This is a genomic window from Paenibacillus thiaminolyticus (genome assembly GCF_007066085.1).
Classification (GTDB): domain Bacteria; phylum Bacillota; class Bacilli; order Paenibacillales; family Paenibacillaceae; genus Paenibacillus_B; species Paenibacillus_B thiaminolyticus.
Map to the genome: position 1 here is coordinate 5,567,104 of NZ_CP041405.1, position 15,397 is coordinate 5,582,500.

Here is a 15,397-nt window from a genome sequence, read left to right on the forward strand (position 1 = left end):
GCAAGGATACATCGGTCCGTTGGACCAAAGGAGGGGTTCACACGTGAAAAGAGCATTGGCCGTCTTACTCACGGCGGCAATGGCGATGGAGCTGTCCATCAGCACGGCCTTGGCGCAGTCGCCCGACGAAATTGCTCGCGCAGACCAAGCCTGGCACATCATTACCGTTGATTCTGTAACGCCGAGTTCCGGCTCGGAAGACATTGATATTCAGCCGCAGCTGAGTATGGCGTTCCGCGAGGCGGTAAGCAAGGGCAAGGGACATATTACGATCAAGAAGCGAAGCGGCGAAGCCGTGGAGACGATTGCCGTGGACAGCGATCAGCTCCGGCTCGACGATAAGCAGACCAAGGCGATCATTACGCCTTCGGTCAAGCTGGATTATCGCACAACTTATACGGTGCAGGTCGACTATGGCGCCTTCACGAGCGAGCATGGGGAATTTCTTGGCATTTATGATCCGGCGGTGTGGTCGTTCACGACGAAGGCGGAGCAGGGCATTCCGGTGCTGGAGCAGTTAGCGCCCGCCCGTGGACAGAAGGATGTGCGCGTCGATGCGAATCTGGCGCTTACGTTCAATGAACCGGTATGGAAATCAGAAGGCAGCATTCTCATTAGAACCGCCAATGACGGCAAGGTGTATGAGGCGATCTCTGCCTCATCGAACCGGATCGGCGGGGACGGAACAAGGATGATTACGATTGATCCGGTGCTGGATATGAAGCCGGATACGGAATATATCGTGGAAATTACGGCAGGTGCCTTGCGCAATGGAAGCAAACAGGCTTATCCCGGCCTGCAGGGGGACAACGTCTGGCGGTTCATGACGGGCAAGCAGGACGTGACGGCGCCGGTGCTGTTATCGGCTTCAATGCAGAATGCCGACACGATTCGGCTGACCTATAACGAGGCGCTTGACCCCGCATCGGTTCCGCCGGAATCCCGCTTCTCCGTTACGGTTAATGGAGATTCGCGGAGCATCGCGAATGTGGCGGTAGCGGGCAGCGCCGTCGACGTGAAGCTGAAGAGCGGGATCGCCTACGGTCAAGTCGTGCGAATCAGCTATACGCCGGGCAAGGACCGGAATATTCAGGACGCTGCCGGCAATGCCGCGGCTGCGCTCGATCGGACCCCAGTCAGCGATACGACGGATGCCACGCTGCCGAAGCTGCAGCAGGTGACGGCCAAGGGGACGCAGATCGTCTTCGAATTCAACAAAGAGCTTGATGCGGTATCGTCCAAGGCCGCAGATCAGTTCACCGTCCGGGTGGACGGCAAGACGAGAGCCGTCACCCGCATCTCTCAGGATGGGCGCAAGGTGACGCTGTCGCTGCTTCACCTCATCACGAATGGCCAGGTCGTGAAGATCCGGTATGCGCCCGACCGCTACCCGCTGCAGGATCGGGCCGGCAATCCGGTGCCTGTCATCAGCGAGCAGTATGTACGCAACGTGAACGATACGAAGCCGCCGGTGCTGGAAGCGGCCGAAGTGAACGGCAGCGTGCTGCGGCTTGTATATAATGAAGGGCTAGCGGCGGATCAAGTGCCGCATCGCAGCCATTATTCGGTGCTGGTGAACCGGACGGCACGCTATGTCCAGACCGTTCAGATCCGGGGGAACGCCGTGGAGCTGGCGCTCGATTCCAGCGTCTCCGATCATGATGAGGTGACCGTATCCTATGCGCCTGCCGATCCCCGTCTGACGGATCTGTCCGGCAATGCGGCCGCCGCCTTCACGTTGGCTAAGGTCGCGAACAAGACGGACAACGAGGCGCCGGTGCTGCGCAGCGCCTCGGTCAAGGGCGCAACCGTGACGCTGAACTTCTCGGAGAAGCTGCGGGAATCGCCGGCCCCGGCGTCATCCCAGTTCTCCGTGCAGGCAGACCATGCCAGCATGCGAGTGAAGAGCGCCTCTGTCAAGGGCGACAAGGTGACGCTGGCGCTCGATGAGAGCGTGAACCCGTACAGCGCTGTAACGGTCTCCTATTCGCCGGGGACGAATCCGCTGCGGGATCTGAACGGCAATGCGGTCTCATCGTTCGCCAACGCGGCGGCCGCGAATGAGACGGACGGTTCGGTGCGGCCCGGCGACATTCAGCCTGCTTCGCATGACTGGTTCCTTGACAGCGGATGGTATCTGTTGTCCAGTTCGGCGGCGGAGACCTCATCCGATCGTTCCCGTTACGGCCAATCCGTCAGACAGTATACGCTGCCAGCCAGCAAGTTGAAGTCCTCATTCGATTATGTTATGCATAACGGCACGCGCAACCATCTGGCATTCGAGGTGCCGGCCTCCGAGCCTGCGGCGATGGTAGCCGTTCCGCTGTCCGCGCTGAAGGATGTGTATAGTAAAGCGAACGATGCCGTCTTCTCGATTCGGTATGGCGACATCCTGTACTCGGTGCCGCTTCGCGAGCTCGACTTCGGCCGGCTGGAGCGCGAATGGGGCGGCAGCGCGGCCTATCTGCTCCTGCAAGCGGAGAAGGCGGGTGGGGCGGACGCGAATGCGCTCACGAGCTATCTTCAGGCGACAGGGGCGAATATCCGCGTCCAGCCGGTCGACTTCTACGCTTCTACCTTCGCCGGTTCGACCAGCCCGCGGGCGCTTGAAGCACAGCTCGAGTACAAGGTGCGGACGACTGGATATGTCGATAGCGGCAACGCTTCGGCTGTCCGCTACGATGCTGCCCTGGCGAAGGCGGGCTTCGTGCCGACGGTGATGAAGCAGGGAGCCGGAGTGACGGTGTTCGGCTTCCTGTTCAAAGGCAATCAAGCGGTCGCGATGATGGACCGCAGCAAGGATTTCCAAGATATTCGAAGCCATTGGGCGCGGGAAGCGATCCGCGAGCTGGCTTCTAAATATATTATTGAAGGCGTCAGTTCCACCGCCTTCGCGCCGAACGCGAACATCACGCGCGCCCAGTTCGCGACGCTGCTCGCCCGCTCGCTCGGACTGCAGGGCGATCCAAGCGCCGCCGCCGGGTACCGTGACGTGAGCACGTCCAGCAAGCTGGCGCCTTATATCGGCGCCGCGACGAAGGCCGGCATTATCGGCGGCTTCGAGGATCGGACCTTCCGGCCGAACGAGTCGATCAACCGCGAGCAGATGGCTCTCATGCTGGTGCGCGCCATGGATTACGCCGGCTATGCCGTCACCGCCGATCCGGCGGCCTTGAACAAGTTCAAGGACCGCGATCAGATCGGGCGCTATGCCGTGACCGGGGTCGGCAAAGCGGTGACGAGCGGCATCGTGAAGGGCATGACGTCGTCCACCTTCGATCCGAAGGGAACGGCGACGCGGGCGCAAGCGGCCGCGATGCTGAAGCGGATGCTGCAGCAGATTCAATATTTGGGATAGCTGGGCGAAGCCCATTGGGCATGCCTGCAGCGCGCCAATGGGCGGCCCCCCGGCCCCCTGCCGAGGAGAGGAGCTTCGGCAGGGGGCTCTTTTTATATGGGGGAGCGATGGCGGGAGCAAAGGAATCGGCTCCGGGGCGGCTCCGGGTCGGAGATGTGGAGCAATGATTCCGAAGTCGCGCTGGTGATTTCCAGTCTTGAATGCACATCGTGGTACACCCGATTGAAAAAAGCTGAAGGAGTACAGTTTTTTATCACTTGCGTGATGAATTCGCTAGAATTGCGCAAAACTGCATCCTTTCGCCGGATTTGGCCTAAAACAAGCGAGAACAATGTGGAATTGATGCATCCTGGCAGCATTTTCCCCTTAGGCGGAGGGGAAGCGGGGAAAAGCTGTAAGTTTCAGGCTGTTGGAAAACCCCTGTTTTTTTCGGAGGGGTGATTACCTAATCGAAACTTGGCATTCAGAGCGTCATCGCCTTCTGGAGACATCATAATCTCCTGGGGTTTTCACGTGTGGAGGGAATTGCTGCTATTTTACAGGAATTTCGGCTCAATGAGTCCACATTTCGAGGAATTGCTGCAGTTTTACAGGATTCCCTTTCTGGTGAAGTCGTCCTACCGAATTGCTGTAGTTGTGCAGGATTTTGCCTACTGAATCAACGTGTCTTGAGAAAACGTGCAGTTTTGAGGACTTCGCCTATCGGATAGACATTTCATTGTGCAGTTTTTAGGCACTTCGATTCAGATAAAATTTTTCTACTGAGAGACAAGTCCTGATAAAGTGCCCAAAAATCCTTTGGACTTTCTCAACAGCCTGAAGTTTGCAGGATCCTTCGGCTCCGTATGCAAGTCCCCATAGCCGAATCTGGCAGGGCGAATGACACTTGCCTGGGACGGATCCAACCATCACTTCAGAAGCGCATTCGGATGGGGACATAGCCGCGTCATTGACAAGCACCGCAGGTTTATTTATACTATGTTATCGGATAAATAGCACAAATAGGCATAAAGCGAAGACAAAACCTATAGTAGGCTGCAGCCCTTGATCCAGAGAGAAGATTCCGGCATCGATATGAGGCCGGGTGGAAGAATCTTCATCAAGAAGAACAGCTGAACGCTAGTTTTGGAGCGTGAACGAACTTCACCGGGTCGGACCCGTTATCAACGCTAAGGCGATCGCCCGCTGGACGGCCGCCGGACTGCGCCGCGGCATGACTGAACGATGAGCCGCCTGTCCGGAGACGGTTTCTTGCCGGGGGATAACCAGGGTGGTACCGCGATGGATTTCAATCGTCCCTGATTTATCAGGGGCGATTTATTTGTATAAGTCAATAATAACTTTGTGACAAATGGAGGCGTCAGTACGCATGAAAGCCAATGAGATTCGCGCAAAATGGTTGGAATTTTTCGAGAGCAAAGGCCATCATATCGAGCCGAGCGCTTCGCTCGTCCCGCATAACGATCCGTCCTTGTTATGGATCAATGCCGGCATGGCGCCGTTGAAGCCGTATTTTGACGGGCGCGTGAAGCCGGACAATCCGCGGATTGCCAATTCGCAGAAGTGCATCCGCACGAACGATATCGAGAATGTCGGCAAGACCCGTCGTCACCATACATTTTTCGAGATGCTCGGGAACTTCTCCATCGGTGATTATTTTAAGGAAGAAGCGATTACCTGGGCATGGGAGTTCCTGACCGACAAGCGCTGGATCGGGTTCGATCCGTCCCGGCTGTATGTCACGGTCTACAACGAGGATGAAGAGGCATACAAGCTGTGGAATGAGAAAATTGGGCTGCCGGCGGATCACATCATCAAGACCGGGGACGACAACTTCTGGGATATCGGGGAAGGCCCGTGCGGTCCTTGCACGGAGATTTTCTACGATCGCGGCGAGAAGTACGGCACGCTGGAGAGCGACCCGGAATGCTACCCAAGCGGCGAGAACGAGCGCTATCTGGAAGTATGGAATCTCGTATTCTCTCAATTCAATCACAATAAGGACGGCAGCTACACCCCGCTGCCGAATAAAAATATCGATACCGGCGCAGGGCTCGAGCGGTTCGCTTCCATCCTGCAGGATGTCGACTCGAACTTCGATACCGACTTGTTCCAGCCGATTATTCAGGCTAGCGCCCGCGTTGCCGGCGTAACTTACAAGGAGAATGAGAAGCACGATGTCGCGCTGAAGGTGATTGCCGACCATGTGCGCACGGTGGTGTTCGCTGTCGCCGATGGCGTACTGCCTTCCAATGAAGGCCGCGGCTACGTCATCCGCCGTTTGCTGCGCCGTGCGGTCCGCTATGGCAAAGTGCTCGGAATCGACCGGCCGTTCCTCGTCGAGCTCGTCCCGCATGTCGGCGACGTCATGGGAGGATACTACCCGGATATTGTCGAGAAGCGCGAATTCATCGAGAAAGTCATTCGCAATGAAGAGGAGCGCTTCCACGAGACGCTGGCCGATGGGCTGGCTATTCTCGGAGAAATGGCGGACGCCGCCCGCGCGGAAGGACGGACGCAGATTACCGGCGCAGAAGCGTTCAAGCTGTATGACACGTACGGCTTCCCGCTTGATCTGACGGAAGATTATGCCGCCGAGCATGGGCTGACGGTCGATCATGAAGGCTTCGATGAAGCGATGCAGGCGCAGCGCGAACGGGCGCGTGCCGCGAGACAGGACGGGGCAAGCATGAAGATTCAGGGCGGACCGCTGGCGGAGTTAACGATTAAAAGCGAGTTCGTTGGTTATAATGAGTTGGTAACCCAATCCAACATTGTCGCGATGTTCGCCGGCAATGAAGCCGTCGAGGAAGTGAAGGCGGGAGACTCCTGCCAGATCGTGCTCGATCGCACCCCTTTCTATGCGGAGAGCGGCGGACAGGTAAGCGATGGCGGCACATTGACTGCACCGGGGACGGCAGCCGTCGTGGAAGAGGTGTTCAAGGCGCCTCACGGACAACATGTGCTTGTCGTCCGGGTAACGGAAGGTTCGCTTCGCACCGGCATGAACGTGCAGGCAGCGGTTGCCCGCGCCGAACGGGAAGACATCGTGAAGAACCATACTGCGACCCATCTCCTGCACAAAGCTCTCAAGCAGGTGCTCGGCGAGCATGTCAATCAGGCAGGCTCCCTTGTAGAGGCGGAGCGGCTTCGCTTCGACTTCACGCATCTGGGCGCTATCCAACCGGACGAGTTGCAAGATATCGAGCGCCGGGTCAACGAGCAGATTTGGAACGGCATCGGCGTCGTGATCGAGTCCAAGGCGATTGACGAAGCGAAGGCGATGGGCGCGATGGCGCTGTTCGGCGAGAAGTACGGCGATATCGTGCGCGTGGTCCAAGTGGGCGATTACAGCATCGAGCTGTGCGGCGGATGCCATGTCCGGAACACGTCGGAGATCGGATTATTCAAAGTGGTGAGCGAGAGCGGGATCGGCTCCGGCGTCCGTCGTCTGGAAGCCGTTACGGGCCGTCACGCTTATCAATATATGGAATCCCAATTGGAGCTGTTGAAGCAGGCTGCCGGCCTGTTGAAGGCGAACGCAGCCGACGTGCCGAAGCGGGTCGAGGGGATGTTCGCCCGCGAGAAGGAACTGGCGCGCGAGAATGAATCGCTGAAGGCGAAGCTGAGCAGTCTCGAAGCGGGGCAGTTGACCGACCGGGTCCGCTCCGTAGCGGGAATTCCGGTGCTGGCGGCGCAGGTCGACGCCGGCGGCATGGACGCGCTGCGCACGACGGCCGATGAGCTGAAGGCGAAGCTTCCAGGCTCTGTGATCGCGCTGGCCTCTGCAGCTGACGGCAAGGTGAACCTGGTCGTCGCTGTCGCTCCGGAGCTGGTGAAGCAGGGATTGCATGCAGGCAAGCTGATCAAGGAGCTGGCTTCCGTCTGCGGCGGAGGAGGAGGCGGCCGTCCGGACATGGCTCAGGCCGGAGGCAAAGATCCAGGCAAGATCGACGATGCGCTTCGCCTGCTGGACGCGCTGGTAGCTAAGCAGCTGGAAAGCGGCAAATAGGGCTGTTGATCCAGCCGCCTGGAAAATAGTAAAATAAGAACAAACCTGAACGCTTCATCGTTTCGACAAAAATTTATTGAATAATACAGGCTATGAAGCGGAATATTTTCGCGTTTGTTCGGGTATGTGTTATGATAAGAGTAAAGCGAGGTGTCGGCGATGAATTCCATGGATAAGACGATGAAGTTCAATGTGAAGGCAGAGGAGCAGGAGGCATCCAGCCAAGATATATTGCTGTCTGTCTACGATGCCCTTGTCGAGAAGGAATACAATCCCATCAACCAAATCGTCGGTTATCTACTATCCGGGGATCCCGCTTATATCCCGCGGCATAACAATGCTCGAAGCCTGGTACGGAAGAAGGAGCGGGATGAATTGATCGAGGAGCTGGTGCGCTTCTATCTCAATCATCACCGTTAACAAGCGTACGGGCTCCCGAGTTCATCGGAAGCAGACATAGGAGACGATAATGAAGATTCTCGGCTTGGATTACGGGGACCGCAAGATCGGAGTCGCGGTCAGCGACGCGTTCGGCTGGACGGCGCAAGGCCTCGAAGTCATCGTTCGGCGGAAGCCTGATGACGACCTGCGGCGGATTGGCGAGATCATCAAGGAACACGGCGTCGAGGAAATTGTTATCGGATTGCCGAAGAACATGAACGGAACGATTGGACCGCGGGGCGAAATAAGTAGGTCATATGCTGAAGTCTTGAAGCAGTCGTTCGGATTGCCCGTTCACCTGTGGGATGAGCGCTTGAGTACGGTATCGGCGGAGCGCACTTTGCTCGAAGCGGATGTTAGCCGGAAGAAGCGCAGACAAGTCATTGATAAGATGGCGGCAACCATAATTTTGCAGACGTATCTTGACTATCAATCAAGAAGGTGAGGGGTTACCATGACACAGGACAATTATTTGCAAGAGGAACCGGAAATTATTTATATCCCGGACGATGAGGGCAATGAAGAAGAATTTGAGGTCATCATGAAATTCGAAGTGGATGGTTCTGATCGGAAATATATGATGGTAATTCCTGTTGATTCCGAAGACGAAGAGACCGATGAAGTATATGCGTTCCGCTATGAAGAAGACGGTGATGATCTGAAGCTGTACATCATCGAAGATGAAGAAGAATGGAATATCGTAGAAGAGACATTCAATACGCTGGTCAGCTCCGAGGAGGATGAAGCGTGAGCACCGATGAGGGCATCCGGTTCATTGAACGGTTGAAGAGCGTCTATGGCGATGCGGTGGAGATGACGGACGAGCGGGGGAAGAGCCGAACCTGGTCTCTTGTCGCGGAGTTCGAGTATCGTGGACGGGCGTACGCCGTGCTGCAACCGGGCGAAGGCCCGGACGTCGCAGAACCGGATCTGTTCCGCATCGTGCCGGAAGGCGACAACGGCTGGCAGCTTGAGACGATAGACGATGACGAAGAATGGGAAGACGTGATGGAGCGCTACGACGAGATCGCGTTCGCCGATCAATTCTAGCCGCTTCATCGCAGACAGTGATAATGAACTCGTGAAAAAGGGCGGAATTTCCGCTCTTTTTCCATGTAGGAGTGTGGATGAATGAAGACTGGAACGAAGGTGATGACCGCTTTCCTAATTCTGATTATCCTGGCGGGAGCCGGCGTAATCGGTTATGTGTGGAACGGCATGCAGCCCCTGCCGACAGAGGAGCGCGAGATTACCGTCACTATCGAGCCGGGCACGGGAACGTCCAGCATCGCTTCCCGTCTGGAAGCAGAGGGCGTTATTAAGAATGCACTTATTTTTAAAGGTTATTTGAAATATAAAAATGAAGGTTCCCGCTTTCAGGCCGGGACATATGCTTTCTACCCGGGTGTTACGTATGACGAGATTATTGCCAGTTTGAATCAGGGCGATGTCGTTCCGGATAAAATGATCCGCTTTACGATTCCGGAAGGCTATACGGTCGCGCAGATTGCCGACAAGCTGGCTGACGAAGGGTATGTGAACAAGGACATCTTCCTCAAGTTGACGGAGGACATCGCATGGTTATCAGGACACTCCGAGTTAACGGCGCTTATTCCGACCGGCGATGACATCAAGCATCCGCTGGAAGGGTATTTATTCCCGGAGACATACGAGATGAAGGAAGGAAGCAGCGAGGAAGAGATCATCCTTCGTATGCTGGAGGAGATGCGGCAGCGGTTGATGGACATCTCTCCGGGCTGGGAGGACGAGCTGCAAACTAAAGATCTAACGCTCCATCAATGGCTGACCGCTGCGTCGCTGATCGAACGGGAGGTCGTCGTCGATGAGGAGCGCCCGCTTGTGGCGGGGGTTATCTTCAACCGCATGAAGCAGAGCATGAAGCTGCAGATTGACGCCACGGTCCAGTACGCGCTGGACAAGCCGAAGGAACGGCTGTATTATAAGGACTTGGAGATTGAGAGCCCTTATAACACGTACCAGATTAACGGCTTGCCGCCGGGTCCAATCGCGAGTCCGAGCAGCGCGTCGCTTGAGGCGGTACTGCGTCCGGAGCCTTCCGACTATTTGTTCTATGTTACGAAAAAGGACGGAAGCTTCACTCATTTGTTCGCCAAAACGTATGAAGAGCATTTAAAAAATATCGAAAAAAGCAAACAGACAGCAGGAGAATAGAAAGTGGGGAAGGAACGATGACGTATCAACCCGAATTGCTCGTCACTGCCAGCAGCACGGAAGAGGTCGCGCGTCTGCTTGAAGCTGGCGCGAATGCGGTCTTGGTAGGGGAAGAGAAGTACGGAGTGCGTCTGCCGGGCAATATGACGCCCGATAGCATTGAAGCAAGCTTGCTGCATGCCCGCGCCCGCGAGGCGAAGCTGTATGTAGCGGTGAACAATATATTTCATAACGACAGGCTTCAAGAATTGGCCGACTATTTGCGCTGCCTGGAGCAGTTGAAGGTGGATGCGATTGTCTTCGGAGATCCTGCCGTGCTGATGACCGCGCGCTCAGCCGCGCCTTCGCTGAAGCTGCACTGGAACGCCGAGATGACGTCCACCAACTACAAGACGGCGAAATACTGGCAAAAGCGCGGTGCGAGCCGCATCGTCGCGGCGCGCGAGCTGAATATGGAACAGGTGCTGGAAATGAAGCAGCAGCTGCCTGACATGGATGTGGAGATTCAAGTGCATGGCATGACGAATATTTATCATTCCAAGCGGCATCTGGTGAATCATTACTTCGCACATATCGGGGAGCATGACGAGATGGGCCGTGCCGATATGAGCCGGAAGCTGTTCCTTATTGAGCAGGAACGTCGTGAGGAGAAATATCCGATCTTCGAGGATGCGAACGGCACGCATATTATGAGTTCGGATGACATTTGCGTGCTCGAGGATCTGAAGCCGCTGCTGGATGCGCGGGTGGACAGCTTCAAGATTGAAGGGCTGTTGAAGTCCGTATCCTATAATGAGACGGTCGTGAAGGTCTATCGGGAAGCGATTGACAGCTATCTTCGCGATCCGGAGCAGTACCGTTTCCACGAAGAGTGGATGGGTCGCATCCGGGCCGTACAGGATCCGGAGCGCGAGCTGTCGTTTGGGTTTTTCTATAAAGATCAGGTGTATTAAGAAGGGAGCGAACAGCGATGACAACCGAAGCGAAGCCTGCCAAATGGAAAGGCAAGCGGTATCGACTGGATAAGCCCGAATTGCTCGCTCCCGCCGGAAACCTGGAGAAGCTGAAGTTCGCGATTCACTATGGTGCAGACGCCGTCTATATTGGCGGGCAGAAATACGGTCTGCGCTCAAATGCGGACAATTTCAGCTTCGAGGAAATGCGGGAAGGCGTAGAGTTCGCCCGGAAGTACGGAGCGAAAGTATTCGTGGCGACGAACATTTATGCTCATAATGAAGATCTGGAAGGCATTGAGGAGTACCTGCGGCAGCTGGAGCAGGTCGGCATCAGCGCCATCATTGCCGCCGACCCGATTATTATCGAGACGGCACAGCGCGTGACGCCAGGGCTGGAGGTGCATGTCAGCACTCAGCAGTCTATTGCCAATTGGCAGACGGTCCAGTTCTGGAAGGAAGAAGGCGCGCCGCGCGTCGTCCTTGCTCGGGAGACCAGCCTGGAAGAGATTGTGGAGATGAAGCAGCATGTCGACATCGAAATCGAGGCGTTCATCCACGGCGCGATGTGCTCCTCGTATTCGGGACGCTGCGTGCTGTCCAATCATTTCACGAACCGGGATTCGAACCGGGGCGGATGCTGCCAATCCTGCCGCTGGAAATATGATCTGTTCGAAGACGGGCGGCCGGATCCGGATCGGGTCGTCACTCCGGAAGAGGCTGCAGGCTCTCCGGTGCTGGAGCAATTCCGGCTCGGTGTGAATCAGCTCGCCCTTGCGGATGAGGAGGAGCATGCCTTCTCGATGAGCTCCAAGGATCTGTGCATGATTGAGCATCTGCCCGATCTGATCGATGCCGGCGTAGACAGCTTCAAAATTGAAGGCCGGATGAAGTCGATTCACTATGTGGCTACGGTCGTTAACGTGTATCGTCAAGTTATCGATGCCTATATGGCCGATCCGGACAATTATGAGTTGAAGCAGGAATGGCTGGATGAGATTCGCAAGGCGGCGAACCGTCCCGTCAATACGGGCTTCTTCTATGACGAGCCGGATCATGAGGATCATATTTATGAACCGGTAGAGAAAGCGGCGCCGTATGACTTTGCAGGCCTGGTCATGGACTACGATTCGGCGACGGGCATGGCGACAATCCAGCAGCGGAACCACTTCAAGCCGGGAACGGAAGTCGAGTTCTTCGGCCCGAACGGCACCTTCTTCAAGCAGACGATCGACAAGCTGTGGGATGCCGACGGCAATGAACTGGATGCGGCGCGTCACCCGCTGCAGCTCGTGCGGATCGAGGTGAACGAACCGGTTCGCTACTTCGACATGATGCGGAAAAAGACAGCAAAGGCTTAACCGAATCCCAGCCTGCTCCTATCCAGGAGCAGGCATTTTATTTATTCATTTACACTGAAGATTATTGGGTGCGTGCGGCAGATGTGCCGTTCTTTTTTTTGTTGGAGCAGGAATGGTGGAAGAGACGACATAGGTGCAGGTGGCGGTCAATGAGTCTCGGGTGCCATATGAGCGCTATCCCCGTGGCGCAGGAAAGTTCTCTAGTTAGTGCATTGAATGCTCCATATGAGCATTATCCCCGTTAGGCAGGAAGAACAATTATGCCTCGAATGTTCCTTATGTGCAAACACCCCTCCGCTCAGGAGTATGTCAAGTAAGTCTCGGCTGCCATATGAGCGCTATCCCCGTAGCGCAGGAAACTCTTCAAGTATGCATTGAATGCTCCATCTGAGCGGTATCCCCCGTTGGACAGGAAGTTAGACTAAAGCCTAACTATTAGTGCATTGTGAACCAACTCTTTTTGCGCGGGTAGCAGATCGTCATAATGTGTAGGAACCTGAGTGGTTGGGAGAGTGAACGTAAGACGTACGGGTACACCTGAGTGGTTGGGAGAATAAACGTAAGACGTGTGGAGGGCACCTGAACGGTTTGGAGAGTCTTCATAAGGTGTTGCTGGGAGGACTTTGGAGGAATCATAGAAGTTAAGCTAGCGCGGCTAAGAGCGCGAACGGGAGCTTGGGTGCATCATTTATGGATCGTTTTGTTCTGCATTTTTTGTTTTTGTGCACATTTAGTCACAAAATCGTGGATGTGCTTCCAAATATGTGAAAGGGATTCCGCGCGAAGTTGTCGAAGTAGTGCATAAGACATGGTTGTAGGTCAAATGACCTTGATATTGTTGATGGAGGAGAGGTGCTGCTGTCCATGCATACACGACTACGCGGAAATGCCGGGGAACAACGCGCCACCGGTACTAGACATTCTTTCCATCCGCTGCGTTCGGTCGGGATGAAGCTGTTTCTCGTCTTTTTCGTAACCATTGCGCTTCTTGTCGGTTCGGTGGGGCTGTTTTCGTTTTTTCAGGCACGAAATATTATTCAAAGTCAAATCGCCCAAGCACAGGAACAGACGTTGATTCAAGTGGGGGAGAAGCTGGATTTATTCTTCTCCAACTACTCTGAATTATCCACCCAGATTCTCTTCAACCAAGATATACAGGCCGCTTTTTTAGAAGCCGCGCTTCAGCGTGAGGGCAATGAATATGAGAAGCTGCAAAATCGGGTTCGGGTTGAGAATCACTTGAAATCCTATGTGATCGGCAATCCGACTTTGCACGGCATCTACTTGCTTCCCGTGAATGAAAAGGAGCCTGCCTTCACATCCGGCTCATCGGCGGAAAAGCTTAAGGACCTGCGCCAGGCGAGCTGGTTCACGCAGGCGCAGCAGCAGCAAGGGGAGGTGCTGTGGCTGCCTACGAAGGCAACTGGAGTCTCCGGCACAAGCCCGGATGCGGCGTTCGGGCTTGCCCGGGCCGTTAAAAATACATATACGGGTAAAACGCAATATATCGTATTCGTGGAAATCTATTTGTCGGGACTGCGGGAGCAGATCCGCTGGAAGACGGAGGAGGGCGCTTTCGCCCAGATCGTCGATGCCGATGGCAAGCTGGTCTTCTCGGAGCAGACGGAAACCGTTAACGAGCCGCCAGGCACCCGGCTTGCTGCCGAGCCCGACCGTGCGAGCGGACGGGGAGAGACCTCGGATGCGAATGGCAGCGAGCTTCTTGGCGCTTATTATCGTTCCCCTGTGACAGGTTGGACGCTGAACGGCTTCACGCCGGCCAATGTATTGCTTCAGGATACGATCACGATCCGGAATGTGTCGTGGGCGGCGATCGCCATCTCGCTTGCTGTCGCGCTGCTCATCGGCTGGTATGTCATCCGGAGCATCGGCTATCCGCTTGAACGGCTTAGCCATCTGATGGAGGAGGGAGCGAGGGGACGGCTCGGCCTGCAGATGAGGCACCGATCCCAGGATGATATCGGGCGGGTGGCGGCCAGCTTCAATGTCATGATGGCTCGAATCGGCGAACTGGTCGGACGGACGGAGGAATCCGCCCAGGCCGTGCAGGCGACGGCAGGGAAGCTGACGGAGGCATCCCGCGCGACCTCTCAGTCCGCCGAGGAGATTGCGCTGGCTACGGAAGAGATCGCGCACGGTTCGACGATGCTGGCTGCCGAAGCGGAGCGGGGCAATGAATGGACCGGCCGCACATCGGCGCAAATGCTGCATGTGATCGATTTGAACGTGGAAATGTACAGTGCGGCCACGGAAGTGGAGGCAGCCGGACAGCGCGGCTCCGCTTATATGGAGGAGCTCGGGCGCAAAACCGGGCTGACCGAGAGAAACATTCACGCCCTTGTCGGCAAGGTCGATGCACTGAAGAGCGGATCGGGGGCGATTCGCAATATTCTTGACCTGTTGACGCAGATTGCGAAGCAGACCAATATATTATCGCTGAATGCCGCGATCGAGGCGGCACGTGCAGGCTCCGCGGGGCGGGGATTCCTTGTCGTCGCAGATGAAATCCGCAGCCTGGCAGATGAGTCGGCGCGTGCGATTGAACACGTCAGGGACAGAACGGAAGCGATCGAACGGGAAATGTCGGAGACGATCGAGATGCTGAGCGGAATCCGTCCGGTGTTCGAGGAGCAGCTCGCTGCTGTGCATGGAGCCGATTCGCTCTTCCAGGAAGTTCAGCAGCATATGGGCCTGTTCATGGCGAAGCTGGATCAGGCGACGGAAGCGGTCAACGAACTGGATGAGACGCAGCGCATGCTGACGGGAGCGATGACGAATGTCGGGGCGGTGGCCGAACAGTCGGCAGCGACGACGGAAGAAGTCGCTTCCTTGAGCGGGGAGCAGAAGTCGGTATCTGAGCAGCTGGTGTCGTTGTCGCAAGAGCTGGAATCCGTGTCGAAGCATCTGATGGAGCGGCTTGCCCAATTTCAACTAAATTAACGAAAAACCGGCGTTATACTGCCCTCTGCTTCAGGGGGGCAGTTTTTTTGTATGCGTTTCCGTCGATACTGGACTTAGGAGCATGCTAGATTGGAGTATCCACGGAAGGAGGATTGGC

11 protein-coding genes are annotated in these 15,397 nt (G+C 55.9%); all 11 read left to right on the top strand.

What is annotated here, in order from left to right; genetic code table 11:
* Nucleotides 1–43: 43 nt before the first annotated feature.
* Nucleotides 44–3,358 carry a SwmB domain-containing protein gene (locus FLT43_RS24765; RefSeq protein ID WP_087441605.1) on the top strand — a complete coding sequence of 1,105 codons (3,315 nt, stop codon included), beginning with the start codon at nucleotides 44–46 and terminating at the stop codon, nucleotides 3,356–3,358.
* A gap of 96 nt (nucleotides 3,359–3,454) precedes the next feature.
* Entirely contained in the window at nucleotides 3,455–3,799 is a 345-nt protein-coding gene (locus tag FLT43_RS24770) for a hypothetical protein (protein WP_087441604.1), read from the top strand.
* Nucleotides 3,800–4,727: 928 nt separating this feature from the next.
* On the top strand, nucleotides 4,728–7,370 hold the full coding sequence (gene alaS / locus FLT43_RS24775; RefSeq protein WP_087441603.1) for an alanine--tRNA ligase: 2,643 nt from the start codon (nucleotides 4,728–4,730) through the stop codon (nucleotides 7,368–7,370).
* 159 nt (nucleotides 7,371–7,529) lie between these two features.
* A complete protein-coding gene (locus FLT43_RS24780; protein WP_006287029.1) occupies nucleotides 7,530–7,790 on the top strand; it encodes an IreB family regulatory phosphoprotein in 261 nt (86 codons plus the stop codon).
* Between the two features lie 49 nt (nucleotides 7,791–7,839).
* Nucleotides 7,840–8,256: a Holliday junction resolvase RuvX gene (ruvX, locus tag FLT43_RS24785; RefSeq protein WP_087441602.1), complete on the top strand. Its 417-nt coding sequence runs from the start codon at nucleotides 7,840–7,842 to the stop codon at nucleotides 8,254–8,256.
* Nucleotides 8,257–8,265: 9 nt separating this feature from the next.
* Nucleotides 8,266–8,562, top strand: coding sequence for a DUF1292 domain-containing protein (locus tag FLT43_RS24790; protein WP_006676956.1), 297 nt, complete (start codon nucleotides 8,266–8,268; stop codon nucleotides 8,560–8,562).
* Complete coding sequence (locus FLT43_RS24795) at nucleotides 8,559–8,861, top strand: DUF1292 domain-containing protein (RefSeq protein ID WP_087441601.1); 303 nt, start codon at nucleotides 8,559–8,561, stop codon at nucleotides 8,859–8,861. The genes FLT43_RS24790 and FLT43_RS24795 overlap by 4 nt, the downstream gene beginning before the upstream one ends.
* Before the next feature lie 81 nt (nucleotides 8,862–8,942).
* Nucleotides 8,943–10,004 carry an endolytic transglycosylase MltG gene (mltG, locus tag FLT43_RS24800; protein ID WP_087441600.1) on the top strand — a complete coding sequence of 354 codons (1,062 nt, stop codon included), beginning with the start codon at nucleotides 8,943–8,945 and terminating at the stop codon, nucleotides 10,002–10,004.
* Between the two features lie 17 nt (nucleotides 10,005–10,021).
* Nucleotides 10,022–10,957, top strand: coding sequence for a peptidase U32 family protein (locus tag FLT43_RS24805; RefSeq protein ID WP_087441599.1), 936 nt, complete (start codon nucleotides 10,022–10,024; stop codon nucleotides 10,955–10,957).
* A 17-nt stretch (nucleotides 10,958–10,974) separates the two neighbouring features.
* Nucleotides 10,975–12,318, top strand: coding sequence for a peptidase U32 family protein (locus FLT43_RS24810; RefSeq protein ID WP_087441598.1), 1,344 nt, complete (start codon nucleotides 10,975–10,977; stop codon nucleotides 12,316–12,318).
* Between the two features lie 864 nt (nucleotides 12,319–13,182).
* A complete protein-coding gene (locus tag FLT43_RS24815; RefSeq protein ID WP_244194117.1) occupies nucleotides 13,183–15,279 on the top strand; it encodes a methyl-accepting chemotaxis protein in 2,097 nt (698 codons plus the stop codon).
* Nucleotides 15,280–15,397: the final 118 nt, after the last annotated feature.